The sequence below is a fragment of the Pseudomonas oplopanacis genome, assembly GCF_057128725.1.
Map to the genome: position 1 here is coordinate 36,669 of NZ_JBSKHV010000002.1, position 25,702 is coordinate 62,370.

24 protein-coding genes are annotated in these 25,702 nt (G+C 59.9%); 12 read left to right on the forward strand and 12 right to left on the reverse strand.

The window, feature by feature from the left end:
• Positions 1-76: 76 nt before the first annotated feature.
• From ACWKV5_RS04480 to ACWKV5_RS04495, 4 genes are all read right to left on the reverse strand, one after another.
• Positions 77-1,204: an NAD(P)/FAD-dependent oxidoreductase gene (locus ACWKV5_RS04480; protein WP_483840353.1), complete on the reverse strand. Its 1,128-nt coding sequence runs from the start codon at positions 1,202-1,204 to the stop codon at positions 77-79.
• 146 nt (positions 1,205-1,350) lie between these two features.
• Entirely contained in the window at positions 1,351-2,298 is a 948-nt protein-coding gene (locus tag ACWKV5_RS04485; RefSeq protein ID WP_483840354.1) for an ornithine cyclodeaminase family protein, read from the reverse strand.
• 137 nt (positions 2,299-2,435) lie between these two features.
• Positions 2,436-3,923 carry an ATP-dependent RNA helicase RhlB gene (rhlB, locus tag ACWKV5_RS04490; RefSeq protein WP_483840355.1) on the reverse strand — a complete coding sequence of 496 codons (1,488 nt, stop codon included), beginning with the start codon at positions 3,921-3,923 and terminating at the stop codon, positions 2,436-2,438.
• A gap of 84 nt (positions 3,924-4,007) precedes the next feature.
• Positions 4,008-4,664, reverse strand: a complete 657-nt coding sequence (locus tag ACWKV5_RS04495; RefSeq protein ID WP_483840356.1) for an alpha/beta hydrolase — start codon at positions 4,662-4,664, stop codon at positions 4,008-4,010.
• A gap of 467 nt (positions 4,665-5,131) precedes the next feature.
• Between ACWKV5_RS04495 and ACWKV5_RS04500 the strand changes: the two genes are divergently transcribed.
• The 4 genes from ACWKV5_RS04500 (at position 5,132) to ACWKV5_RS04515 (ending at position 9,311) form a co-directional block, all read left to right on the forward strand.
• Positions 5,132-6,163 (forward strand): amino acid ABC transporter substrate-binding protein, encoded by a 1,032-nt coding sequence (locus ACWKV5_RS04500; protein ID WP_123433592.1) that lies wholly within the window; start codon positions 5,132-5,134, stop codon positions 6,161-6,163.
• A 65-nt stretch (positions 6,164-6,228) separates the two neighbouring features.
• Positions 6,229-7,410, forward strand: coding sequence for an amino acid ABC transporter permease (locus ACWKV5_RS04505; protein ID WP_483840357.1), 1,182 nt, complete (start codon positions 6,229-6,231; stop codon positions 7,408-7,410).
• A 10-nt stretch (positions 7,411-7,420) separates the two neighbouring features.
• Entirely contained in the window at positions 7,421-8,518 is a 1,098-nt protein-coding gene (locus tag ACWKV5_RS04510) for an amino acid ABC transporter permease (RefSeq protein ID WP_483840358.1), read from the forward strand.
• Between the two features lie 28 nt (positions 8,519-8,546).
• Positions 8,547-9,311, forward strand: a complete 765-nt coding sequence (locus tag ACWKV5_RS04515) for an amino acid ABC transporter ATP-binding protein (protein ID WP_123433595.1) — start codon at positions 8,547-8,549, stop codon at positions 9,309-9,311.
• 142 nt (positions 9,312-9,453) lie between these two features.
• Here the strand turns inward: ACWKV5_RS04515 and ACWKV5_RS04520 are convergent, their stop codons facing one another.
• Entirely contained in the window at positions 9,454-9,912 is a 459-nt protein-coding gene (locus ACWKV5_RS04520) for an REP-associated tyrosine transposase (RefSeq protein ID WP_483840359.1), read from the reverse strand.
• Between the two features lie 210 nt (positions 9,913-10,122).
• On the opposite strand from ACWKV5_RS04520, the gene ACWKV5_RS04525 reads away from it, so the two are divergent.
• The 5 genes from ACWKV5_RS04525 (at position 10,123) to ACWKV5_RS04545 (ending at position 14,052) form a co-directional block, all read left to right on the forward strand.
• A complete protein-coding gene (locus ACWKV5_RS04525; protein ID WP_483840360.1) occupies positions 10,123-10,782 on the forward strand; it encodes a FadR/GntR family transcriptional regulator in 660 nt (219 codons plus the stop codon).
• Positions 10,772-12,082, forward strand: a complete 1,311-nt coding sequence (locus ACWKV5_RS04530) for a CynX/NimT family MFS transporter (RefSeq protein ID WP_483840361.1) — start codon at positions 10,772-10,774, stop codon at positions 12,080-12,082. Before ACWKV5_RS04525 ends, ACWKV5_RS04530 begins: the two co-directional genes overlap by 11 nt.
• Before the next feature lie 115 nt (positions 12,083-12,197).
• A complete protein-coding gene (locus ACWKV5_RS04535; protein ID WP_483840362.1) occupies positions 12,198-12,668 on the forward strand; it encodes a nuclear transport factor 2 family protein in 471 nt (156 codons plus the stop codon).
• A gap of 39 nt (positions 12,669-12,707) precedes the next feature.
• Positions 12,708-13,028 carry a GIY-YIG nuclease family protein gene (locus tag ACWKV5_RS04540; protein ID WP_483840363.1) on the forward strand — a complete coding sequence of 107 codons (321 nt, stop codon included), beginning with the start codon at positions 12,708-12,710 and terminating at the stop codon, positions 13,026-13,028.
• 88 nt (positions 13,029-13,116) lie between these two features.
• Positions 13,117-14,052 (forward strand): glutathione S-transferase family protein, encoded by a 936-nt coding sequence (locus ACWKV5_RS04545; protein WP_483840364.1) that lies wholly within the window; start codon positions 13,117-13,119, stop codon positions 14,050-14,052.
• 136 nt (positions 14,053-14,188) lie between these two features.
• On the opposite strand, the gene ACWKV5_RS04550 is transcribed toward ACWKV5_RS04545, so the two are convergent.
• Together ACWKV5_RS04550 and yejK are read right to left on the reverse strand one after the other, a co-directional pair.
• A complete protein-coding gene (locus ACWKV5_RS04550) occupies positions 14,189-14,539 on the reverse strand; it encodes a glutaredoxin family protein (RefSeq protein ID WP_483840365.1) in 351 nt (116 codons plus the stop codon).
• The gene (yejK, locus tag ACWKV5_RS04555; RefSeq protein WP_007944833.1) at positions 14,539-15,543 is read right to left on the reverse strand and encodes a nucleoid-associated protein YejK; all 1,005 of its coding nucleotides are present in this window, start codon (positions 15,541-15,543) and stop codon (positions 14,539-14,541) included. Before yejK ends, ACWKV5_RS04550 begins: the two co-directional genes overlap by 1 nt.
• 394 nt (positions 15,544-15,937) lie before the next feature.
• Here yejK and ACWKV5_RS04560 point away from each other — a divergent pair, with 394 nt between their 5' ends.
• Entirely contained in the window at positions 15,938-16,219 is a 282-nt protein-coding gene (locus ACWKV5_RS04560; protein WP_007905514.1) for an HU family DNA-binding protein, read from the forward strand.
• 198 nt (positions 16,220-16,417) lie between these two features.
• Here the strand turns inward: ACWKV5_RS04560 and rlmF are convergent, their stop codons facing one another.
• From rlmF to ACWKV5_RS04585, 5 genes are all read right to left on the reverse strand, one after another.
• Entirely contained in the window at positions 16,418-17,440 is a 1,023-nt protein-coding gene (rlmF, locus tag ACWKV5_RS04565) for a 23S rRNA (adenine(1618)-N(6))-methyltransferase RlmF (protein ID WP_483840366.1), read from the reverse strand.
• Positions 17,441-17,699: 259 nt separating this feature from the next.
• On the reverse strand, positions 17,700-20,546 hold the full coding sequence (locus ACWKV5_RS04570; RefSeq protein WP_483840367.1) for a valine--tRNA ligase: 2,847 nt from the start codon (positions 20,544-20,546) through the stop codon (positions 17,700-17,702).
• Between the two features lie 274 nt (positions 20,547-20,820).
• Positions 20,821-21,204, reverse strand: coding sequence for a DNA polymerase III subunit chi (locus ACWKV5_RS04575; protein WP_483840368.1), 384 nt, complete (start codon positions 21,202-21,204; stop codon positions 20,821-20,823).
• An 8-nt stretch (positions 21,205-21,212) separates the two neighbouring features.
• Positions 21,213-21,641, reverse strand: coding sequence for a DNA polymerase III subunit chi (locus ACWKV5_RS04580; protein ID WP_483840369.1), 429 nt, complete (start codon positions 21,639-21,641; stop codon positions 21,213-21,215).
• A 60-nt stretch (positions 21,642-21,701) separates the two neighbouring features.
• Positions 21,702-23,192 carry a leucyl aminopeptidase gene (locus ACWKV5_RS04585; RefSeq protein WP_483840370.1) on the reverse strand — a complete coding sequence of 497 codons (1,491 nt, stop codon included), beginning with the start codon at positions 23,190-23,192 and terminating at the stop codon, positions 21,702-21,704.
• Between the two features lie 308 nt (positions 23,193-23,500).
• Here ACWKV5_RS04585 and lptF point away from each other — a divergent pair, with 308 nt between their 5' ends.
• Both lptF and lptG read left to right on the forward strand, forming a co-directional pair.
• Positions 23,501-24,619: an LPS export ABC transporter permease LptF gene (gene lptF, locus ACWKV5_RS04590; protein ID WP_483840371.1), complete on the forward strand. Its 1,119-nt coding sequence runs from the start codon at positions 23,501-23,503 to the stop codon at positions 24,617-24,619.
• Positions 24,612-25,673: an LPS export ABC transporter permease LptG gene (gene lptG, locus ACWKV5_RS04595; RefSeq protein ID WP_483840372.1), complete on the forward strand. Its 1,062-nt coding sequence runs from the start codon at positions 24,612-24,614 to the stop codon at positions 25,671-25,673. The genes lptF and lptG overlap by 8 nt, the downstream gene beginning before the upstream one ends.
• Positions 25,674-25,702: the final 29 nt, after the last annotated feature.

The window sequence follows — 25,702 nt, forward strand, 5'->3', positions numbered from 1 at the left end:
GGCAGCGTCAGCGCCCTGTAAAAACGGGCGCTGGAAGTTTGCCGCAATCGTGGCGACACGTCACCTGAACAGGCGATCAGCCGAGGCGAGCGAGGGAGAGCATGTCGGCGTCCAGACCGAAACGCGTGAGCTGCTCGGGCAAGCATTCTCTGCGTACCAGCGCTGCGCTGGCCTGGCCCATGGCTGGCGACGTCTGGATGCCATAGCCGCCCTGTGCCGCTACCCAGAACAGGCCCGGGACCTGCAGATCGAAGCCGGACAGTAAATCGCCATCGCTGACAAAGCTGCGCAAACCGGCCCACGTGCGGGTCGGGCGGCGAATGGTCAGGGTGGTGGCCTCTTCGATCTGATAGATGCCCATGGCGATGTCCAGTTCTTCCGGCTGTACGTCGTGCGGTTCCACCGGGTCGGCGTTGGCCGGCGAACCGAGGAACATCCCCGCGTCGGGCTTCATGTAGAAGGACTCGTCGAGGCTGACCAGCATCGGCCAATGGTGGATGTCCACGCCCTCGGGCCCGGCGAAGATGAAGGCCGCCCGCCGTTTCGGTTGCAGGCCCAGCGGCCGGGCGCCGGCCAGCGCGCCGATTTTGTCAGCCCAGGCACCGGCGGCGTTGATGATGACGGGGGCGCTGAAGGTCTGGCCGTTGGTGATGACTTGCCACACACCGTCGGCATCGCGGGTCAGGCTTAGCACTTCGGTGTCGGTAATGACCTCGCCTTTGTTGCGTCGGATGCCGCGCAAGTAACCCTGGTGCAGGGCATCGGTGTCGATGTCGCTGGCGGTCGGGTCGTAGATCGCGCCATGGACTTTTTCCCGGCGCAGGATCGGCAGGCGCGCGCAGGCTTCATCGGCGCTGAGCAGTTGCATCTCTGGCACCGTGGCTTTGGCGCTGAGGTATTGATTGTTCAGTTCAGCCGGGTCGCCGGTGAAGTCCACGGTCATCTCGCCACGTGGTGTCAGTAGCGGGTGTTCGCAGAAGCCGGCAGGCGGCGCGTCGAAGAAGTCGCGACTGGCCTGGGTCAACGCGCGAACCTGGGGAGTGCCGTAGGCGGCGGTGTACAGCGCGGCGGAACGTCCGGTGGAGTGATAGGCCGGATGGGATTCGCGTTCGAGCACAATCACCTTGGCCTGGTGCGACAGCCAGAAACCGGTGGATGCCCCGGCAATCCCGCCGCCGATGATGATGAAATCTGCTTGGCTCATGAACGTCTCCTGTGGGGCGCAAATGCCGAAATTGTGGCGATCCCTGTGGGAGCGAGCCTGCTCGCGAATGCGGTTAATCATTCAACATTGATGTCGACTGACCCGACGCCTTCGCGAGCAGGCTCGCTCCCACGGGAGTTCAGTTGTTAGTTCTGCAGTTGGTAAATGGCATTGGCCAGCGCGATGTCTTCCAGGCCCAGGCCGATGGAGCGGAAGAACACGGTCCGGTTGTAGTCGGGGCGTTGTACCTTGCCGCTCAGCAGGTCGGGCAGGTCGCCGACTATCAAGCCCGTGTCCCAACCATGCTGCTCGCCGGCAATCAGCATTTCGCCCGCCGAGCCCGGAGTGGTCAGACGATAATCGCAGAACACCTGCATGTCATTGAGGCTCTGCGGCGGCACTTCGTGGGCGCGCGGGGCGTTGGTGCTGATGGAGGTGATCAGCGCCGGTTTGCTCAAGATAGCCGGGTCGATCACCGGGCTTGCGGACGATGTGCACAGCATGATCACGTCGGCGTCCTGAATCGCCGCTTCGCGATTGTCGGCGATGGTCAGGCGCGGGTCGAGACATTGGAGCTGCGCCAATACTTCGGGATTTTTGTCGCTCAGGCTCGGCGAGTAGAGGCTGATGCTTTGCCAGTCACGCAGGCCTTTGACGTAGTGCAAGTGCGCCTGGGCGACTTTGCCGCTGCCGATGATCGCCAGACGCTGCGCCTTTAAAGGCGCCAGTGCGTCGACAGCGACAGCGGTGGTTGCCGCCGTGCGGGCGGTGGTCAACTCACCGGCATCGCACAGCAACAACGGCTGCCCGGTTTGCATCGACATCAGCAACGTCCAGGCCGTCACCAGCGGGCCCTGTTCGCGCACGATGTAAGGCGAGGTCTTGACCCCGTAGACACCGTCCTGCGCCAGCACGCCGAGGTAATTGATGAAATCGCCGGCACCCTGAGGGAATTCAACCAGTTGCTGCGCCGGTTGTACGGCTTGGCCGGCCGCCAAGTCGCGGAACAGCTTGCGCAGGATCTGCGGGACGTCGACCTTCGCCAGTAGTTCGCGGGCCTGAGGCTGGGTGATCACGTAAGGCGTACTGGACATGGTCGGCTCCGGAAGCTGCAAGTAAACTAATTTGTCCATTATGGACTTTTAGTTGTGTTGGGCAAGCGCTTGTAAAAAAGCGAGGCGAAAAAAAGCGCAGTCCGTTCCCGGCTGCGCCTCTTTCTGCAACTTCCCGGTTACGGGCGTTTGCGCTCAACCGCCCGCAGTAGATGCGTCGGAGGTGTTTCACAGCTGATCTTGCGGCCCAGCAACGCCTCAATGGACGGTAGCTGGTAGGAGTCGTCTTCACCGGCAAAGCTGATGGACACGCCATCGGCACCGGCGCGACCGGTACGACCGATACGGTGTACGTAGTCGTCCGGAACTTCCGGCAGGGTGAAGTTGATCACGTGGCTGATGCCGTCGATGTGAATGCCGCGACCGGCGACATCGGTGGCGACCAGCACGCGAATCTTGCCCTCGCGGAAACCTTCCAGGGTCTTGATGCGTTTGTGCTGCGGTACATCTCCGGACAGTTGCGCGGCGTTGACGCCATCGCGCACCAGGCGTTCTTCGATGCGGCGCACTTCATCCTTGCGGTTGGCAAACACCATCACCCGCTCCCAACCGTTGTCGTTGACCAGGTTGTAGAGCAGTTTGTATTTGTCGGCACCGGCAACGGCGTAGATGTGCTGCTCGACGTTTTCGCTGGCCACGTTCTGCGACTCGATCTCGACGATCGACGGTTCGGTGGTCCATTGCTTGGCGAGGTTCATCACGTCTTCGGTGAAGGTCGCGGAGAACAGCAGCGTCTGACGCTCGTTCTTCGGTGGCGTCTGGCGAATGATCTGACGCACTTGTGGGATGAAACCCATGTCGAGCATCCGGTCAGCTTCGTCCAGTACCATCACTTCGACCATGTCCAGGTGCACATCGCCGCGCTGGTTGAAGTCGAGCAGGCGGCCCGGGGTGGCCACGAGGATGTCGCAGTGACGGGCTTCGAGGTGCTTGAGCTGCTTGTCGAAGTCCATGCCGCCGACAAACGTCATGACGTTGAGGCCGGTGTACTTGGTCAGGTCGGCCGCGTCCTTGGCGATCTGCACCACCAGTTCGCGGGTTGGCGCGATGATCAGCGCCCGCGGTTCACCCATGTAGCGCTCTTTCGGCGGCGGGGTTTCCAGCAGTTGGGTGATGATCGAAATCAGGAACGCGGCCGTTTTGCCGGTGCCGGTCTGGGCGCGACCGATGGCGTCTTTGCCCGCGAGGGTGAAGCCCAGCACTTGCGCCTGGATCGGCGTGCAGTACGGAAAGCCCAGGTCCTGGATGGCGTGCATCAGTTCGGGGGCGAGTTTGAAATCGTGGAAGCGGGTTTTGCCTTCCAGGGGTTCGACGACGAAGTCTTCGAGTTTCCAGGGAATAACCGGCGCTTTTGGCTTCGGTTCACGACGCGGTTTTGCAGGTTTCGGGGCTTCGCTGAGCGGTTGTTCCGCTGCGATGACCTCGACAGGAGGGGCGGCCGGTGTGGTCACGGGCTCGTGTTTCGGTGCCGCTACGGCAGCGGTCCGGCCAGGCTGATGACCGTCGGTGCGGTGGCTGGGGATGTGAGACGGAGCGCTGGCGACTGCGGCGAGCGGCTCAGCCTCGCTTTTACCGAACATCTTTTTGAGTGCTTTGAGCACGGTCATCTCATCAATTGGTTAAGGAATGTACGCCGGCCAGTGTAATGCAAGAAACGGGCGCGGCGTAGCGGGATGATCAAAGGAAGGCTTTTAACGCAAGCGCTCGGCGAGCCAGGTGCCGATATCGCGAATTTCTTCGGGTAACACTTCGTGGCCCATTGGGTATTCCTGCCATGTCACGGTGACACCACGCTGCTTTAAATGCTCATACGCAGAGCGGCCCATGGCGTTTTGCACCACGTCATCGTACTGGCCGTGCAAAGACAGCACGGGAATACGCTGCTGGCTGGCGGAAAGCTCGAGTTCATCGCTGAACGTCGGCGCGTAGGTGGAGAGGGCAAGTACGCCACCCAGCGCCCCCTGCCACTTCAGGAAAGCGGTGTGTAACACCACGGCGCCGCCCTGTGAAAAGCCTGCGAGAAAAATCCGCGAGGCGTCTATTCCAACGGCTCGCTGCACTTCGATCAATTTAATGATCCGTTGCGCTGACTCCTCCAGCTGCTCGCGGTTGATCGCGCGCGCCGGGCTCATGGCCAATATGTCGTACCAGCTCGGCATTTCGTAGCCACCATTAATGGTGACGGCGCAGGTCGGTGCCTGGGGCAGGACGAAGCGCGTGGTCAACAGGCTTTCCTGCAGGGCTTCGGCCACCGGCAGGAAGTCGTAGCGGTCGGCGCCCAAGCCGTGCAGCCAGATAACGCAAGCGTCTACGGGCTTTACGGGTTCAAGAATAAGGGGCTCGGTCATGGCTGCTCCATTGTTGTGCGTGCGCTCTGATTGGGTGCGAGATCCCAGTGCGCTTCAGGTTGATCAGTTAAGAAGATGTCGCAAGGCTACAAGTTTTGCTATTGACCTGTCGCGCAATCGGTTCAGCGAGCGGTCTGGTACGGGCTTTGCTATGGGAAAGCGGTGCAACCCATCTCGCCCCCTGCGGTAACACTATCAGTGTACTGCTGACGGCGGGATAGCAAAGAATCCGGTGATGGATGTTCGCCAGTGGCCGCTACGGGCTTCGCGAACGTGAAAGGGCTACAGCCCGTTCGGCCGATTGGTGAGAAGTGAGTTATCCATGATGTGGATTTTCTCCTACTAGACTCATAGCGCAGGTCCTACGTCGGTTGACCCCAAAAAAAGCCAACTCGGGTCGATTACGCCTCAAAAGGGTGCGGCAGGACTCAAGCTCCGACACAACAAGAGCAAAACTGGAGGTTTGAATGAAGATGTTGAAATCCACCCTGGCTATCGTGACTGCAGCCGCAGTACTCGGTATCAGTGGGTTCGCTCAGGCGGGTGCAACCCTGGATGCAGTGCAGAAGAAAGGTTTCGTACAGTGCGGTGTCAGTGATGGTCTGCCGGGCTTCTCGGTTCCAGACTCCACTGGCAAGATTGTGGGTATCGATGCTGACTACTGCCGCGCCGTGGCTGCTGCAGTGTTTGGCGATGCAAACAAAGTCAAATTCAGCCAGTTGAATGCCAAGGAGCGTTTCACCGCTCTGCAGTCCGGCGAAATCGACATGCTGTCGCGCAACTCCACCATGACCAGTTCCCGTGACGCGGGCATGGGCCTGAAGTTTCCTGGCTTCATCACTTACTACGACGGCGTGGGCTTCCTGGCCAACAGCAAGCTGGGCGTGAAAAGTGCCAAGGAACTGGACGGTGCAACCATCTGCATTCAAGCCGGTACCACTACCGAGCTGAACGTGTCCGACTACTTCCGTGCCAACAACCTGAAGTACACCCCGATCACTTTCGACACCTCCGATGAAAGCGCCAAGTCGCTGGAATCCGGTCGTTGCGACGTGTTGACCTCTGACAAATCCCAGCTCTACGCACAGCGCAGCAAGCTGGCTTCGCCGAAAGACTACGTGGTTCTGCCGGAAACCATTTCCAAAGAACCTCTGGGTCCAGTCGTGCGTAACGGCGACGACGAGTGGCTGGCCATCGTTCGTTGGGTTGGCTACGCCATGCTCAACGCCGAAGAAGCAGGCGTGACTTCCAAAAACGTGGTTGAACAAGCCAAGTCGACTAAAAACCCTGACGTTGCCCGTCTGCTCGGCGCTGATGGTGAGTACGGCAAGGACCTGAAACTGCCGAAGGACTGGGTCGTCAAGATCGTCAGCCAGGTCGGCAACTACGGTGAAGTCTTCGAGAAAAACCTCGGCAAGAGCACTCCGCTGGAAATCGACCGTGGCATGAACGCCCTGTGGACCAACGGCGGCATTCAATACGCACCACCAGTGCGCTGATGGTTCTATCACCCGGTGGGCCAACCACCGGGTGATGTTCTGTTCCATTACATCCGGGGCACTTCATGCAAAATTCAATCGGCGCACCAAAGCAGAGGCTCAGCCTCAGCGATCCCAAAGTGCGTGCGTGGCTGTTTCAGATCATCACCATTGTGGCGGTGGTCTCGATGGGCTGGTATCTGTTCGATAACACCCAGACCAACCTGCAACACCGGGGTATTACTTCCGGCTTCAGTTTCCTGGAGCGCAGTGCCGGTTTCGGCATCGCTCAACACCTGATCGACTACACCGAATCGGACAGTTATGCCCGGGTGTTTGTCATCGGCCTGCTCAACACGCTGCTGGTGACGTTCATCGGCGTGATCCTGGCGACGATCCTCGGGTTCATCGTCGGCGTGTCACGACTGTCGAAGAACTGGATCATCGCCAAGCTGGCGACTGTTTATGTGGAAGTCTTCCGCAACATTCCGCCGCTGCTGCAAATCCTGTTCTGGTACTTCGCGGTGTTCCTGACCATGCCGGGGCCGCGCAACAGCCATAACTTCGGCGACACCTTCTTCGTCAGCAGCCGTGGCCTGAACATGCCGGCCGCGTTGGCGGCGGACGGGTTCTGGCCGTTTGTGGCGAGCATTGTCGTGGCCATTGTCGCCATCGTGCTGATGAGCCGCTGGGCCACCAAGCGCTTCGAAGAGACCGGCGTCCCGTTCCACAAGTTCTGGGTTGGCCTGGCGCTGTTCCTGGTGATCCCGGCGCTGTGCGCCTTGATCTTCGGCGCGCCCCTGCACTGGGAGTTGCCAGAGCTCAAGGGCTTCAACTTCGTCGGTGGCTGGGTACTGATCCCGGAACTGCTGGCATTGACCCTGGCCCTGACCGTATACACCGCGGCGTTCATCGCCGAGATCGTGCGTTCGGGCATCAAGTCGGTCAGCCACGGCCAGACCGAAGCGGCGCACTCGCTCGGGTTGCGCAACGGTCCGACCCTGCGCAAGGTGATCATCCCGCAAGCCCTGCGCGTGATCATTCCACCGCTCACCAGCCAATACCTGAACCTGGCGAAGAACTCCTCGCTGGCGGCCGGTATCGGTTACCCGGAAATGGTGTCGTTGTTTGCCGGTACGGTGCTGAACCAGACCGGACAGGCGATCGAGGTGATTGCGATCACCATGAGCGTGTACCTGGCGATCAGTATCAGCATTTCCCTGCTGATGAACTGGTACAACAAGCGCATTGCGCTGATCGAGCGGTAAGGAATAGCGCATGAGTACTCATACTTTCAAACCTGACATGCCTCCACCGAGCAGTAGCATCGGTGTGATTGCATGGATGCGCGCGAACATGTTCTCCAGCTGGCTCAATACCCTGCTGACCCTGTTCGCGTTCTATCTGATTTACCTGGTGGTGCCGCCGATCCTGCATTGGGCAATCCTGGACGCCAACTGGGTCGGCACCACGCGCGCCGACTGCACGAAGGAGGGCGCCTGCTGGGTGTTCATCCAACAGCGCTTCGGCCAGTTCATGTACGGCTACTACCCACCGGAACTGCGCTGGCGCGTCGACCTGACCGTGTGGCTGGCGGTCATCGGTATCGCACCGTTGTTCATTTCGCGCTTTCACCGTAAAGCGGTGTATGGCCTGAGCTTCCTGGTGCTGTACCCGATCATTGCCTACTTCCTGTTGCACGGTGGCATCTTCGGCCTGACCCAGGTGGCGACCAGCCAATGGGGCGGCTTGATGCTGACCCTGGTGATCGCTACCGTCGGTATCGCTGGTGCTTTGCCGCTGGGTATCGTCCTGGCGCTGGGACGTCGTTCGAACATGCCGGCGATTCGTGTGGTCTGCGTGACCTTCATCGAATTCTGGCGCGGCGTGCCGTTGATCACGGTGCTGTTCATGTCGTCGGTAATGCTGCCGTTGTTCCTGCCGGAAGGCATGAGCTTCGACAAGCTGCTGCGGGCACTGATCGGCGTGATCCTGTTCCAGTCGGCCTACGTCGCCGAAGTGGTGCGCGGCGGTCTGCAAGCGATTCCAAAAGGTCAGTACGAAGCGGCTGCCGCGATGGGCCTCGGCTACTGGCGCAGCATGGGCCTGGTGATCCTGCCGCAAGCCCTGAAGCTGGTCATCCCCGGCATCGTCAACACCTTCATTGCGCTGTTCAAGGACACCAGCCTGGTGATCATCATCGGCCTGTTCGACCTGCTCAACAGCGTCAAACAAGCCGCCGCCGACCCGAAATGGCTGGGCATGGCCACTGAAGGTTATGTGTTCGCGGCCCTGGTGTTCTGGATTTTCTGTTTTGGTATGTCGCGCTATTCCATGCATCTGGAACGCAAGCTCGACACTGGGCACAAGCGCTAAGTCGCTACCTAATTTGGGAAGTTCTGTAATGAGCGAAGCAATCAAAAAGACAGTGAGCCCTGAAGGCATTATTCAGATGCAGGGCGTGAACAAGTGGTACGGCCAGTTTCACGTGTTGAAAGACATCAACCTGAACGTGAAACAGGGCGAGCGTATCGTGTTGTGCGGCCCGTCGGGTTCCGGCAAGTCGACCACCATCCGTTGCCTCAACCGACTGGAAGAACACCAGCAGGGCCGCATCGTCGTCGATGGCGTGGAGCTGACCAACGACCTCAAGCAGATCGAAACGGTGCGCCGTGAAGTCGGCATGGTGTTCCAGCACTTCAATCTGTTTCCGCACCTGACCATTCTGCAGAACTGCACCCTGGCGCCAATGTGGGTACGCAAAATGCCCAAGCGCCAGGCCGAGGAAATCGCCATGCATTACCTGGAGCGCGTACGCATTCCGGAGCAGGCGCATAAATTCCCGGGGCAACTGTCCGGTGGTCAGCAACAGCGTGTGGCGATTGCCCGCGCGCTGTGCATGAAACCGAAAATCATGTTGTTCGACGAACCGACTTCGGCACTCGACCCCGAGATGGTGAAAGAGGTATTGGACACCATGATCGGCCTGGCTGAAGACGGCATGACCATGCTCTGCGTAACCCACGAAATGGGCTTCGCCCGTACCGTGGCCAACCGCGTGATCTTCATGGACAAGGGTGAAATCGTCGAACAGGCCGCGCCGAACGACTTCTTCGATAACCCGCAGAATGAACGGACCAAGATGTTCCTGAGCCAGATTCTGCATTGATCGAAACCAGGCAGTGAAATAAACCCGGACCGTGTTCCGGGTTTATTTTTGGCTGATGAAATGCTCCAACTGCTAACTGCCAAACCTGTAGGAGCCGGCTTGCTGGCGATGGCGGCATAACAGCCGCCACCGAGTATTCCGGCTATAGCCATTTGGCATCCCACAATGGGTAATCGTGCACGCGTGTGACAAGCCCCGCACGCAATGGATTGGCAACGATGTATCTGGCGACCGCTCGCAGATCCTCTTCACGGCGAATCGCACGGTCGTGGAAACCTCTCTGCCATACCATCCCTCTGCGCTTCAGCCGCGCGTTTACCGCCCGCGCGCTGCGCGATTTGGTTGCCAGCATCAACGCCGACAACGAGTTGTCCTTCAGTTCTACCAGCCAATGAAAATGGTCGGGCATCACCACCCAAGCGAGGGAGTCGACCCATTCTTCGGTATGCGCCTGACGAAAGTGGTCAACCACCAGACGTCCTGCCCGCCAGTCAGTAAAAAACGGGGTGCGATTCCAGGTGACAGTCGTCAGCAGATAGATTTGGCCGGTTTGGGAATAGCGGCCGGCGCGCAAGCGATTGGCATGGGGAAGATCTGGCATTCCATTGCCCTCCTGTGTTTTGAAAGAAACAAAAGGCTAGTGCGCAATAGTGAGAAGCGTTGCCAAAGTTCAGTTCCGAATGTGTCGGCACGATCGCGATCGCCAGCAAGCCGGCGCCTACAGGTTTGCGGCGAATCCGTTGTCTTGTTCGGCTAAGCTGACTAACATGTCAGAAAATTCATCCTATGATTGGATGAAAGGGCGAATTACATGTCAGACATTTCTCCATTGACCAAGCGATCCTTGGTCGACCAAGCGCTTGACCAGCTACGCCTTCGTATCACGCAAGGCGTCTGGGTCGTCGGCCAACGTCTACCCACCGAACCGGAGCTGGCGACCGAGCTGGGCATCAGCCGCAATACCGTGCGTGAAGCCATGCGCGTGTTGGCATTTTCAGGCTTGATCGAAATCCGCCAGGGAGACGGCAGCTTCCTGCGGGCGGTGATCGATCCGCTGGACACCATGAAAGCGCTGTCCCGCTGCTCCCACGAGCAGGCCCGTGAGACGCGGCACATCCTTGAAGTCGAAGCCATCGGCCTCGCGGCACTGCGCCGGACAGACGAAGACCTGGTGGCCTTGCGCGAAGCGTTGGGTGTCAGCGGCAGCCACTACCACGGCGATCTCGACAGCTACATCGCCTGCGACCTGGTGTTCCACCGCCGTCTGGTGGACGCCGCGCACAATCCGACACTGAGCGAGTTGTATCGCTATTTCTCCAGCGTCATCGGCGCGCAATTGCGCCAGACCTTGAACATCACCCCGCGGCGCCAGGAAGTGTTCGACCTGCACATCGAACTGCTGGCTGCCGTCGAGCAACGCGACCCGGAACGGGCCAAAGCCCTGTCGAGGCAGTTGATCAATGAACCTTGAAACCGAGAAATCCATGTCCAGCAGCGATAGTAATCTCACGCAATCCAAGCGCACGGCGGAGCTCGAAGAGTTGCTGATTGACGCCGAGGCCGATGACGAACAGGTCCAGCAGAGCCATCCGCTGCTGCGCCGACCATGGCTGTTGTTACTGGGACTGATCCTGGTGGCGTTGAACCTGCGTCCGGCGCTGTCGAGCATGGCGCCCATGCTCAGCGAGGTTTCGAAGACTCTTGGTTTGTCGGCGGCCCAGGCCGGTTTGCTGACGACATTGCCGGTGCTCTGCCTCGGCCTGTTCGCGCCACTGGCACCCGTGCTGGCACGACGTTTTGGCGCCGAGCGAGTGGTGTTGGGGATTCTGCTGACACTGGCGGGCGGGATCATTTTGCGCAGTTCATTCGGCGAGATCGGCTTGTTTGCCGGCAGCGTGCTGGCGGGTGCGAGCATCGGTGTGATCGGTGTGTTGTTACCGGGCATCGTCAAGCGCGACTTCCCGAAACAGGCCGGGACCATGACCGGTGTCTACACCATGGCGTTGTGTCTCGGGGCCGCAATGGCCGCCGGCGCCACCGTGCCGCTGAGTGAGCATTTCGACCAGAGCTGGGCCATGGGCCTGGGCTTCTGGGTGCTGCCGGCGCTGGTCGCGGCGATCTTCTGGCTGCCGCAGGTGGGTGGCCAGAAACATGGTGCGCATAACGTTGCGTATCGGGTTCGCGGACTGCTGCGCGATCCGCTGGCCTGGCAAGTGACGTTGTACATGGGCCTGCAATCGTCGCTGGCGTACATCGTATTCGGCTGGTTGCCGTCGATTCTGATCGGTCGCGGGCTGACACCGACCCAGGCTGGTCTGGTGCTGTCAGGATCGGTGATCGTCCAGTTGGCCAGTTCTCTCGCGGCGCCTTGGCTGGCGACACGCGGCAAGGATCAGCGACTGGCCATTGTGGTGGTAATGCTGATGACCCTCGGCGGTCTGTTCGGCTGTCTCTACGCACCGATCGAAGGCCTGTGGGGCTGGGCGATTCTGCTCGGCCTGGGGCAGGGCGCTACCTTCAGCCTGGCGTTGACCCTGATCGTGCTGCGCTCGCGGGACTCGCACGTCGCGGCCAACCTGTCGAGCATGGCCCAGGGGTTCGGTTACACCCTGGCATCGATGGGGCCGTTCGCGGTGGGTATCGTGCATGACTGGACCGGCGGCTGGACGGCGCTGGGCTGGATCTTCGGGGTCATTGGCCTGGGTGCAATCGTTGCCGGCCTCGGCGCCGGACGTTCGCTGTACGTCCAGGTCGACAGCGAAAAAGTCTGATGCCCCCTCACACTGTCGGTATTCGGCCCACGAATGCCGATAGTGTTTCGCGTCGTTGCAGACTATCGTGCAGGGAATATTACGAAGCTAATTTGCAAACACAGGGAGTCTGCCCATGAGTGAAGTCCACAGCACATTGATCACCCGGTTCTACCAGGCTTTCCAGCGTCTGGATGCCGAGGCCATGAGCGCCTGTTACACCGACGACGTGGTGTTCAGTGATCCGGCGTTCGGCGAATTGCGCGGTCGCGACGCCGGCGACATGTGGCGCATGCTCACCACTCGGGCCAAGGACTTTTCCCTGACTTTCGACAACGTGCGCGCTGACGAGCGCACGGGCGGTGCGCACTGGGTCGCGACGTATCTGTTCAGCCAGACCGGTAACATTGTGGTCAACGACATTCAGGCACGCTTCGTGTTTCGCGATGGCAAGATCTGCGAGCACCACGACAGTTTCGACCTGTGGGCCTGGTCGCGGCAGGCGCTGGGTTTCAAAGGGCTGATTCTGGGGTGGACGCCTCTGGTCAGAAACGCCGTTCGTGCTCAAGCCCTCAAGGGGCTGAAGGCATTCCAGGCCAGTCGCTGATAAGATCGCGGCTTGTTTCCTACAAGCCATGATCGTCACGTGAGCACCCTGAGCGAATCTTCCGACATTGCCGCCGAACCGGTGCTGCCCGTCAGCAAACCCTGGTTCGTCTACCTCGTTCGCGCGGCCAATGGTTCGCTTTACTGCGGCATCAGCGACGACCCCGTGCGGCGCTTTGCTACGCACCAAAGCGGCAAGGGTGCGCGGTTTTTTCTCTCCAGCCCGGCCGTGGCGCTCGTCTACACAGAAGTCTGTCGCGATAAAAGCGAAGCGCTGCGGCAGGAACGGCTGATCAAAAAACTCAGGAAAAGCGCCAAGGAGTGCCTGGTCGCGAGTGCCGCTGCGGGCTTATCAACCTGACTGATAAGTGCCCATCAGGCAGATCTGTAGGCCGCTTGTCGATTGCGCGCTAAGCTGCGGATTCCTTATCCGTGCGGCGGAGCCGAGCATGTCCGAGTTAATTCTGCATCATTACCCGACGTCCCCTTTTGCCGAAAAGGCCCGACTGCTATTGGGCTTCAAGGGGCTGTCCTGGCGCTCGGTGCACATCTCGCCGGTGATGCCAAAACCCGATCTGACTGCGCTGACCGGTGGCTACCGCCGGACGCCGGTGTTGCAGATCGGCGCGGATATCTATTGCGATACCTCGCTGATCGCTCGCCGCCTGGAGCAGGAAAAAGCCTTGCCGGCGTTTTTCCCGGAAGGCCAGGAAATGATTGCCGCGACCTTTGCGGCCTGGGCTGATTCGGTGGTGTTCCAGCATGCGGTCAGCCTGGTCTTCCAGCCGGAATCGGTAGCGGTGCGCTTCGGCAAATTGCCGCCGGAAGCGATCAAGGCCTTCCTCGCCGACCGCGCCGGGTTGTTCAGCGGTGGCAGCGCTTCCAGGTTGTCCGCCGAGCAGGCCAAACATCAATGGCCGACAATCATGACGCGACTGGAGCAACAGCTGCAGCGCGAGCAGGGCGACTTTCTGTTCGGCGAGCCGTCGATTGCCGATTTTGCCCTGGCCCATTCGCTGTGGTTCCTCAAGGCAACTCCTGTGACTTCACCGCTGGTTGATGCTTATCCGGCTGTGTCGGCCTGGTTCGGGCGAGTGATGGGCTTTGGGCATGGTGCGTCCAGCGAGATGACGTCTTTGGAGGCGCTGGAAGTAGCGCGCAATGCCACGCCAGCTGCTTTGCCGGATGAGCAGTTCGAAGAACCGAACGGGTTTGAGCCTGGCCAGCTGGTTAAGGTCGCGGCCATCGATTACGGCGTTGATCCGGTGGAGGGTGAGTTGCTGTTTGCAGGCAGCGAAGAATTGATCCTGCGCCGTGAAGACGAACGTGGCGGCGTGGTGCATGTGCACTTTCCGCGCTTCGGGTTTCGGATCGAAGCGAAGTAACCCGGGATTCTGCTTACAACTGTGGCGAGGGAGCTTGCTCCCGCTTGAGTGCGCAGCACTCACAAAGTTGGCGTTAGTTTGGGACTGCTACGCAGTCCAGCGGGAGCAAGCTCCCTCGCCACAGAGATTGAACAAGTTATTTGAGGGCCGCGAGGATTGCGTCCGGGTCATACCCGCGAATCAGTGTCCCGTTCACGTCGATGATCGGAATCCCGCCGCCACCCAGCGCCTCATACGCCGTACGCGCCTCGGCATCTTTCTCGATATCGAATTCCTTGTATGGAATACCTTTCTGGTCGAGAAAACGCCGAGTCAATTTGCAGTAGCCGCACCAGTCGGTCGCATAGAGCACGACGGTGGCCTTGGCCTGCGTCTGCTCCGACACCACTTGCGAAGGGTTGAACACCCGTTCGATCTTGCCCCAGTTCTGATAAACCACAACCACCAGCAGGATCAGCAGGAATTTCTTGAGAATGCCATTCAGCATCAGTTGCGTCGCTTGAGCTGGTCGGTCAACTGAGTCGGCAAGCCCTTGATGATCAGCGTGCCGGCTTCTTCGTCGTACTCGATCTTCGAGCCCAACAGGTGCGCTTCAAAGCTGATTGACAGGCCTTCCGCACGACCGGTGAAGCGACGGAATTGATTCAGGGTGCGTTTGTCTGCCGGAATCTCCGGGGACAGGCCGTAATCCTTGTTGCGGATGTGATCGTAGAACGCTTTCGGGCGTTCTTCGTCGATCAGCTCCGAGAGTTCTTCCAGGCCCATCGGCTCGCCGAGCTTGGCCTGGCTGCTGGCGTAATCGACCAGGGTCTTGGTCTTTTCACGGGCGGACTCTTCCGGCAAATCTTCGCTTTCCACGAAGTCACTGAAGGCCTTGAGCAGGGTGCGGGTTTCGCCCGGGCCGTCGACGCCTTCCTGGCAGCCGATGAAGTCGCGGAAATACTCCGAAACCTTTTTCCCGTTCTTGCCTTTGATGAACGAAATGTATTGCTTGGACTGTTTGTTGTTCTGCCACTCGGACACGTTGATCCGCGCGGCCAGGTGCAATTGGCCCAGGTCCAGATGGCGGGACGGGGTCACGTCCAGCTGATCGGTCACTGCAACGCCTTCACTGTGGTGCAGCAGCGCGATCGCCAGGTAATCGGTCATACCCTGCTGGTAATGCGCAAACAGCACGTGGCCGCCCACCGAGAGGTTCGACTCTTCCATCAGCTTTTGCAGATGTTCCACCGCCACCCGGCTAAACGCCGTGAAGTCCTTGCCACCCTCGAAGTATTCCTTCAGCCAGCCGCTGAACGGGTGCGCGCCGGATTCGGCATGGAAGAAACCCCAGGCCTTGCCTTGTTTGGCGTTATAGCTCTCGTTGAGGTCGGCAAGCATGTTCTCGATCGCGCTCGACTCGGCGAGCTCAGAGTCACGGGCGTGAAGAACTGCAGGTGTGCCGTCGGGTTTTTTGTCGATCAGGTGGACGATGCAATGACGGATCGGCATGGGCTTCTCGGCTGATTGAAGAGAGGAGGGCGTGCTCCCCGAAAAAGTGCCAAGTGTACCGCAACCACTGGTTTTGGCGCGGCATGAAGGGCAAATCCGGGGCGACCGGCGGCGCTTATGCGTTTTTTTCCCGTTTTAGAGCAATAAAGCTGACCAAATGGGTAGCAAGAGGCGGATATTTCCCCGTCTCTGTGCTAGTTTTGCCCCGTCTTACGCGAAGTCACTGCGTTAAGCGTGCATTCAGCATTTGTCAGGTCGAACCAAACCCTGATTTCGGTATCTATAACCCCGATCCAGTGGTTATTGGCCGAGGGTGCCAGATCCAGAAGATCGGGCTCGATGGCTGACACTGCACTCTGCAATCCATATGAATTTGATAGGGAAGGAACACTACATGGCTCTTACTAAAGACCAACTGATCGCCGACATCGCTGAAGCTATCGACGCGCCAAAAACCACCGCGCGTAACGCTCTGGACCAACTGGGCCAAATCGTGGCTGATCAGCTGGAAAACGGCGGCGAAATCACTCTGCCAGGTATCGGCAAACTGAAAGTGACTGAGCGTCCTGCCCGTACTGGCCGTAACCCTTCGACTGGCGCTGCCATCGAAATCGCTGCCAAGAAAGTTATCAAGCTGGTTGTGGCCAAAGGCCTGACCGACGCTGTTAACAAGTAAGACTTGTTAAAAAAAACCGTGCTCCGGAGCAATCCGGGCACGGTTTTTTTGTGTCTGCGATTTGCCGGCAATACCGCAAAACCAATGTGGGAGCGCGCCTGCTCGCGAAAGCGGTGTGTCAGGCGAAATCTATGTCGACTGACACACCCTCTTCGCGAGCAGGCTCGCTCCCACAGTTGATCTGCGGTGGTCAGTTACTCAGCTTTTTTTAACCCAGCGCTCGCGCCAGACCTGCTGCTCGGATTTGGTCTGGAAGGTCCAGGCAACGAAGCGGCTCTGCTTCTGACCCTGGGACATTTCCACCACCTGGCTTTCCAGCACACCGGCTTTTTTCAGCGCAGTCTGGATCGCAGGCAAGTTCGAGGCCTTCGAGACCAAGGTGCTGAACCACAGCACTTTGTGCTGGAAGCTCGCACTTTCGGCGATCAATTGCGTCACAAACCGCGCTTCGCCGCCTTCACACCACAGCTCAGCCGATTGACCTCCGAAGTTCAGCACCGGCAATTTACGTTTAGGGTCGGCACGACCCAGGGCACGCCATTTGCGCTCGCTGCTCTTGGTCGCTTCGTCCATCGAGGCGTGGAACGGCGGGTTGCACATGGTCAGGTCAAAGCGTTCACCCGGCTCCAGCAAGCCCAGCAGGATGTGCTTGGGATTGCTTTGCTGGCGCAACTGGATGGCTTTGTTCAGACCGTTGGACTGCACGATGGCTTTGGCGGCGGCGACGGCCGTCGGGTCGATTTCCGAACCGAGGAAGTGCCAGCGGTAGTCGCTGTAGCCGATCAGCGGATAGACGCAGTTGGCGCCCATGCCAATGTCGAGCACCTTGACCGGCGCGCCGCGAGGGATTTCGCCGTCATTGACGCTGGCCAACAGGTCAGCGAGGAAGTGCACGTAGTCGGCACGCCCCGGAACCGGTGGGCAAAGGTAATCGGCCGGGATGTCCCAATGCGCGATGCCGTAGAACGACTTGAGCAACGCCCGGTTGAACACACGCACCGCGTCGGGGCTGGCGAAGTCGATGCTTTCCTTGCCGTACGGGTTGATGATCACGAACTTCGCCAGTTCCGGCGTGGTTTTGATCAGTGCCGGGAAGTCGTAACGACCCTGGTGGCGGTTGCGCGGGTGCAGGCTGGCCTTTTCACGCGGTTCCACGGTTTTGGCCGGGGTGGCGGTGTCAGGCTTTTTACGCGCAGGTCTTGGTGTGCGGGGGGCGTTCATGGGCGTTGTCGATTCGGGTATGGCTAAAAGTGGCGGGTATTGTCCCACATCCAGCCGTTGTGAACCCAATTGTGACAAACACCACATTCCCCCTGTAGGAGTGAGCCTGCTCGCGAAAGCGGTTTGCCATTCAGCATGGATGCGACTGACACGGCCTCTTCGCGAGCAGGCTCGCTCCCACAGGGGGGTGCCGGGAGAATATGGAAAGCACAAAAAAGGGAGGCCGTTGCGGGCCTCCCTTTTTCATTGCGATGTGCCGTTACAGACTGGCAATCCGCGCATGTTGCTCAGCCAACTTGCCCAAAGCCTGTTCAGCTTCAGCCAGTTTGGCGCGCTCTTTCTCGATGACTTCAGCCGGAGCCTTGTCGACGAAACCCGCGTTGGACAGCTTGCCGCCCACGCGCTGGACTTCGCCCTGCAAGCGCAGGATTTCCTTGTCCAGACGCGCCAGTTCGGCGTCCTTGTCGATCAGGCCAGCCATCGGCACCAGCACTTCCATCTCGCCGACCAGTGCGGTGGCAGACAGCGGTGCTTCTTCGCCGGCAGCCAATACAGTGATCGATTCGAGGCGAGCCAGCTTCTTCAGCAGGGCTTCGTTCTCGGTGAGACGGCGCTGGTCTTCAGCGCTGACGTTCTTCAGGTAGATCGGCAGCGGCTTGCCAGGACCAATATTCATTTCGCCACGGATGTTACGCGTGCCGAGCATCAGTTCCTTGAGCCATTCGATATCGTCTTCGGCGGCCGGATCGATGCGCTCTTCATTGGCCACTGGCCAAGGTTGCAGCATGATCGTCTTGCCCTGAATGCCGGCCAGCGGCGCGATGCGCTGCCAGATTTCTTCAGTGATGAACGGCATGAACGGATGCGCCAGACGCAACGCCACTTCCAGGACGCGCACCAGCGTACGGCGGGTGCCGCGCTGACGTTCGACCGGGGCATTTTCGTCCCACAGCACAGGCTTGGACAGTTCCAGGTACCAGTCGCAGTACTGGTTCCAGATGAACTCGTACAGCGCTTGCGCCGCCAGGTCGAAACGGAACTGGTCGAGTTGACGGGTCACTTCAGCTTCGGTGCGTTGCAGCTGCGAGATGATCCAGCGATCCGCCAGGGACAGTTCGTAGGCTTCGCCGTTCTGGCCGCAGTCTTCGCCTTTGTCCAGAACGTAACGCGCGGCGTTCCAGATCTTGTTGCAGAAGTTGCGATAGCCTTCAACGCGGCCCATGTCGAACTTGATGTCACGACCGGTGGACGCCAGCGAGCAGAAGGTGAAACGCAGGGCGTCGGTGCCATAACTGGCGATACCGTCGGCGAACTCGTCGCGGGTCTGCTTCTCGATCTTCTTCGCCAGTTTTGGCTGCATCAGGCCGGAGGTGCGTTTCTGCACCAGCTCTTCCAGCTCGATACCGTCGATGATGTCCAGCGGGTCCAAGACGTTGCCCTTGGACTTGGACATCTTCTGGCCTTGGCCATCACGCACCAGGCCGTGCACATAAACGGTCTTGAACGGAACCTGCGGCGTTCCGTCTTCGTTCTTCACCAAATGCATGGTGAGCATGATCATCCGGGCAACCCAGAAGAAAATGATGTCGAAACCGGTTACCAGCACGTCGGTGGAATGGAATTTCTTCAGGAATTCGGTCTGCTCAGGCCAGCCGAGCGTGGAGAAGGTCCACAGGCCCGAACTGAACCAGGTGTCGAGAACGTCGTTGTCCTGTTGCAGCGCAATGTCCGGACCGAGATTGTTCTTGGCGCGCACTTCGGCTTCGTCGCGACCGACGTAGACTTTGCCCGACTCGTCGTACCAGGCCGGAATCCGGTGGCCCCACCACAGCTGACGGCTGATGCACCAATCCTGGATGTCGCGCATCCACGAGAAGTACATGTTTTCGTATTGCTTTGGCACGAACTGGATGCGGCCATCTTCAACGGCAGCAATCGCTGGCTCGGCCAACGGCTTGGTCGACACGTACCACTGGTCGGTCAGCCACGGCTCGATGATCGTGCCGGAACGGTCGCCTTTCGGCACTTTCAGCGCGTGATCGTTGACGCTGACCAGCAGGCCGGCGGCGTCGAATGCAGCAACGATTTGCTTGCGGGCTTCGAAACGGTCGAGGCCGGCGTATTCGGCCGGAATCTTGCCGTCGATGCTTTCGTTCAGCGTGCCGTCGAGGTTGAACACCTGGCAGGCCGGCAGTACGGCCGCATTCTTGTCGAAGATGTTCAGCAGCGGCAGGTTGTGGCGCTTGCCGACTTCGTAGTCGTTGAAATCGTGGGCCGGGGTGATTTTCACGCAGCCGGTGCCGAATTCAGGGTCGCAGTAATCGTCGGCGATGATCGGGATGCGGCGGCCGACCAGCGGCAGCTCGACAAATTTGCCGATCAGGGCTTTGTAGCGTTCGTCGTTCGGGTTAACCGCGACGGCGGAGTCGCCGAGCATGGTTTCCGGGCGAGTGGTCGCGACGATCAGGTAGTCATTGCCTTCCGCGGTTTTGACGCCGTCGGCCAGCGGGTATTTCAGGTTCCACAGGAAACCTTTCTCGTCGTGGTTTTCCACTTCAAGGTCGGAAATCGCCGTGTGCAGCTTGGTGTCCCAGTTGACCAGGCGCTTGCCGCGGTAGATCAGGCCGTCTTCATGCAGGCGCACAAAGGCTTCTTTCACCGATTCCGAGAGGCCGTCATCCATGGTGAAGCGCTCACGGCTCCAGTCTACGGACGAGCCGAGGCGACGGATTTGACGGCTGATGTTGCCGCCGGACTCATCCTTCCATTCCCAGATTTTCTCGAGAAACTTCTCACGGCCCAGGTCGTGGCGGCTCTGGCCTTTGGCTTCGAGCTGACGCTCCACCAGCATCTGCGTGGCGATACCGGCGTGGTCGGTGCCCGGCTGCCACAGGGTGTTGCGACCCTGCATGCGGCGGAAACGGATCAGGGCGTCCATGATCGCGTTGTTGAAACCGTGACCCATGTGCAGGCTGCCGGTGACGTTCGGCGGCGGGATCATGATGGTGTAGGACTCGCCCGCGCCTTGCGGGGCGAAGTAGTTCTCTGACTCCCAGGTGTTGTACCAGGAAGCTTCAATGGCGTGCGGCTGGTAGGTCTTATCCATGCGCGGCGGGACCCTATTGGCATTTATTCAGGAAAAGCCGGCAAGTATAGCGGGGCATGGGGCGTAGGGCGAGCAGGTGCGGACAGGGCGCTGTATCAATCGTGGTGCAGAACAAATGTGAAGCGGTCTGTGGCGAGGGAGCTTGCTCCCGCTGGGGCGCGAAGCGGCCCCAATATCGTCAGGCACACCGCAATTTCAGGTATTGCGACTGCTTCGCAGCCGGGCGGGAGCAAGCTCCCTCGCCACAGAAGCCCTTACACAGGGGCGGGGGGGGTTACTCGTATTGGCTGAGAAGCCGTTCCATCCGCGCATCCAGTCGACGTTTGATCTCGGTTTCGATGTGCGGGGCGAAGTCGTCGATCACGTCTTGCATGATCAGCATCGCTGCGGCGCGCAGTTCGCTGTCCAGATGCAGCAGGGCGTCCGGGCCTTTGCTGGCGACAGCTACCGGTTGGGCGGCGGGGGCGGGGGGCGGTTCGACGGCTTCAGGCGTGGCGCCTACCGAGTCGAACAACATGGGAATCTGTTCCTGATCACCGTCAATGACCGTGTCGGTCAGTAGCGGTGGTTGCAGGTTGTCATCGCCGAGCAATTGGCGGATCGACTCAAGGTCGTCCAGCAGGTGCGCGGACTTTTGCTGCGGTTTCGGAGTGTCCATCGGAATGCTCAGAGTCGCTGTAAACGGTGGTCTTGCAGAGGATAGCCCTGTTCGCGGTAGAAACGGAAACTCTCCCGCGCAGCCGCTCGAATCGTCGGATCTTCCACCACCACTTCCGCCACGCGGGCGAATTTGTTGGCGAATACCGGCACTTTCAGGTCGAGATTGACCAGCAGATCCTGGTGCTGACCGCAGTCATCACCGAGCCCCAGCACAATCAAACCGTCCGGTTCACTTTCAGCAGGACCATGAGGGACGAAGCTTTCGCCCTTGAAGGCCCACAAACGGGCATCGAGATCCTCACGCTGAGCGGCATCGCTGCAATGCAGGTAAATGCGGTGGCCCATGCGCCAGGCTTTTTCGGTGAGCTTGCAGGCGAAATCCAGCCGTGCCGAAGGATCGGCGCTGGGCAGGATATAGAAGTCGACTTTGGTCATTGCAGTTCCTGAGCCAGGCACGGCGCAGCCCGAAAGCAGCGCCGCCCCGGGTCAACGGTTTCAGGCTTTGGCGCGGTCCAGCAGGTATTGGGTCAGCAATGGAACCGGACGGCCAGTGGCGCCCTTGTCCTTGCCGCCACTGGTCCATGCGGTGCCGGCGATGTCCAGGTGCGCCCAGTTCAGGTTCTTGGTGAAGCGCGACAGGAAGCAGGCAGCGGTGATGGTCCCGGCTTTCGGCCCGCCAATGTTGGCGATGTCGGCGAACGGGCTATCCAGCTGCTCCTGGTACTCATCGAACAGCGGCAATTGCCAGGCGCGGTCGTCAGCTGTCTTGCCGGCGCTCAACAGTTGGCCGATCAGTTCGTCGTTGTTACCCAGCAGGCCCGAGGTGTGAGCGCCCAAGGCAACGACGCAAGCGCCGGTCAGGGTCGCGATGTCGATCACGGCTTGCGGCTTGAAGCGCTCGGAGTAGGTCAGGGCATCGCACAGCACCAGACGGCCTTCGGCGTCAGTGTTGAGGATTTCCACGGTCTGGCCGCTCATGGTGGTGACGATGTCGCCAGGGCGCGAAGCGTTGCCGCTCGGCATGTTCTCGGCGCAAGCCAGGATGCACACCAGGTTGATCGGCAGTTTCAGCTCAAGCACGGCACGCAGGGTGCCGAACACGCTGGCAGCGCCGCCCATGTCGTACTTCATTTCATCCATGCCCAGGCCCGGCTTCAAGCTGATGCCGCCGGTGTCAAAGGTGATGCCTTTGCCGACCAGGGCGTACGGCTTCTCGGATTTCTTGCCGCCGTTGTATTGCATGACGATCAGGCGCGGAGGCTGGGCGCTGCCCTGGCCCACGGCATAGAACGAACCCATTCCCAGTTCCTTGATCTTCTTCTCATCAAGGACTTCAACTTTCAGTGTTTTGAATTCTTTGCCGAGGTTCTTGGCTTGCTCGCCGAGGAACGTCGGGTGGCAGATGTTCGGCGGCAGGTTGCCCAGGTTACGGGTGAAGGCCATGCCGTTGGCGATAGCGGTGGCGTGGGCCACGGCGCGCTCGACTTCAGCCTGTGCAGCCTTGATGGTCAGCAGGGTGACTTTCTTCAGGGCGCGAGGTTCGGCTTTCTGGCTCTTGAACTGGTCGAAGGTGTATTCGCCGTCCACCAGGGTTTCAGCCAGCAGGCGGGTCTTGCCGTAGCTGTCGCGGCCCTTGACCACGATTTCGTCCAGAGCCAGCACGGCGTCAGTGCCGCCCAGGCCTTTCAGGGTGTTGAGGACGCCGGCAATGATTTTGCGGAACGGGCGGTCGCCCAGTTCTTCGTCCTTGCCCACGCCGACCAGCAGAACGCGGTCAGCCTTGAGGTTCGGCAGGCTGTGCAGCAACAGGCTCTGGCCGACTTTGCCAGCGAGGTCGCCGCGCTTGAGAACAGCGCTGATCGCACCGCCACTCAGTTCGTCCAGCTGTTTGGCGACGGCACCGAGCTTGCGGCCTTCACCGACGGCGACAACCAGCGTGGCGGTCTTCAACGTTTCTGGGCTAACGCTTTTTACAACCAGTTCCATGTCCGGGTCCCTGAATAATGGTCAACGTGCGCGGGCAAAACGGCGACGCACAGACGCTTGCTTATATAGATGAAAAGACGCAGGTCACGGCCCGCGACAAAGGCCGCAGTTTGAACCTCGCTCCCTGCGCCTGACAACCCTCGGTTGTACGATCTTCAACGCATTGAGCGCCAGCTTGAGCATGCGCAGTGACAGGCGCACTCAATCACAGGATAATGCGCCATCTTTTTCGGCGGCTCTGCCCTGCGGGCTGTCTGATACGTTTGCTTGTTTGGCCGCCTTAGCCTGACAACCCTGGAGTGTCTGGTTTGATTGTCTTCCGTTATCTGTCCCGCGAAGTCCTGTTGACCTTGAGCGCCGTCAGCGCCGTGCTGCTGGTCATCATCATGAGCGGGCGCTTCATCAAATACCTCGCCCAGGCGGCCTCGGGCCTGCTGGATCCGGGCTCGCTGTTCCTGATCATGGGCTTCCGCCTGCCGGGCTTCCTGCAGCTGATCCTGCCGCTGGGCCTGTTTCTCGGGATCCTGCTGGCGTACGGTCGCCTGTACCTCGAAAGCGAGATGACCGTGCTGTCGGCCACCGGCATGAGCCAGCAGCGCCTGTTTGTCATTACCCTGTTTCCGGCCACGCTGGTTGCGCTGGTTGTGGCCTGGCTGAGCCTGAGCCTGGCGCCACAAGGTGCCAATCAGTTCCAGCTGCTGCTGAACAAACAGGATGCCCTGACCGAGTTCGATACCCTCGAGCCGGGTCGCTTCCAGGCGTTGCGTGACGGGACCCGGGTGACCTATACCGAGCAGTTGACTGATGATCGCGTCAATTTGGCGGGTGTGTTCATTTCGCAAAAGAACACCAACTCTGACCAGAAGGATCGCGGTATTTCCGTGCTGGTGGCCGAGAAGGGTCGCCAGGAAATCCGCCCGGACGGCAACCGCTACCTGATTCTCGACAACGGTTATCGCTATGACGGTAATCCGGGGCAGGCCGACTATCGCGCGATCAAGTACGACGAGTACGGGGTATTGCTGCCAAAGCCGGACGTCAGTGACGAAGTGACCGACCGTGATGCAATGAGCACCCGTTCCTTGCTCGATAACGAAGACCCACGTTCACGCGCCGAGCTGCAATGGCGTCTGTCCCTGCCGCTGCTGGTGTTCATCGTGACCCTGATGGCGGTGCCGTTGTCACGGGTCAACCCGCGCCAAGGACGTTTCCTCAAGCTGCTGCCGGCGATTCTTCTTTATATGGCTTACCTGACCATCCTGATTGCCGCCCGCGGCGCTCTGGACAAGGGCAAGATTCCACATGCCCTGGGGTTGTGGTGGGTTCACGGGTTGTTCCTGTTCATTGGTCTCGGGTTGCTTTACTGGGAGCCGATGCGCTTGAAGATGGCGAGTCGCCGCAGCGCGCTGGAGGTGGCTCGTGGTTAAGCTCGATCGCTACATCGGTAGCAGCGTGTTCATGGCCATCCTCGCGGTACTGGGGATTATTCTCGGTCTGGCGACGCTGTTTGCCTTCATCGACGAGATGGGTGAGGTCAGCGATACCTATACGCTGATGGATGCTTTCAGTTACGTCTTGCTGACGGCCCCGCGTCGTCTTTACGACATGTTGCCAATGGCGGCACTGATTGGATGCCTGATTGGCCTCGGCAGTCTGGCCAGCAACAGTGAGCTGACCATCATGCGCGCCGCGGGCGTGTCGATCGGCCGGATCGTCTGGGCGGTCATGAAGCCGATGCTGATCCTGATGGTCGTGGGTGTCGTGATTGGCGAATACGTTGCGCCGGCCACCGAAGTCACGGCGCAGGCCAATCGCTCGCTGGCCCAGGGCAGCGGTGATGCGCAAAGCGCCAAACACGGCTTGTGGCACCGCCAGGGTGACGAGTTCATTCACGTCAACTCCGTGCAACCCAACGGTGTTCTGTACGGCGTAACTCGTTATCGCTTCGATAAAGAACGGCACATGTTGTCGGCAAGCTTCGCCAAGCGTGGTGAATTCGACAAGGATCATTGGCAACTCAGCGACGTCACGACGACGGTGTTCCACGACAAGAGCACCGAAGTGGTCACCACCCCCGTCGAGCGCTGGGATATTGCCCTGAGCCCGCAGTTGCTGGACACCGTGGTGATGTCGCCAGAGTCGCTGTCGATCAGCGGATTGTGGGGTTACATCCACTATCTGGCAGATCAAGGCCTGAGCAATGGCCGTTACTGGCTGGCGTTTTGGGTCAAGGTGTTGCAGCCACTGGTGACGGCGGCGCTGGTGCTGATGGCGATTTCCTTCATCTTTGGTCCTCTGCGTTCGGTGACCCTCGGCCAGCGTGTGTTCACCGGCGTTCTGGTGGGCTTCACCTTCCGTATCGTCCAGGATCTGCTGGGGCCATCGAGCCTGGTGTTCGGTTTCTCACCGCTGTTTGCGGTGCTGATTCCGGCCGGTGTCTGTGCCCTGGCCGGCGTCTGGCTGTTGCGCCGGGCCGGTTGATCGAGGGTTTTTCCTGACCCCGTCGCCAT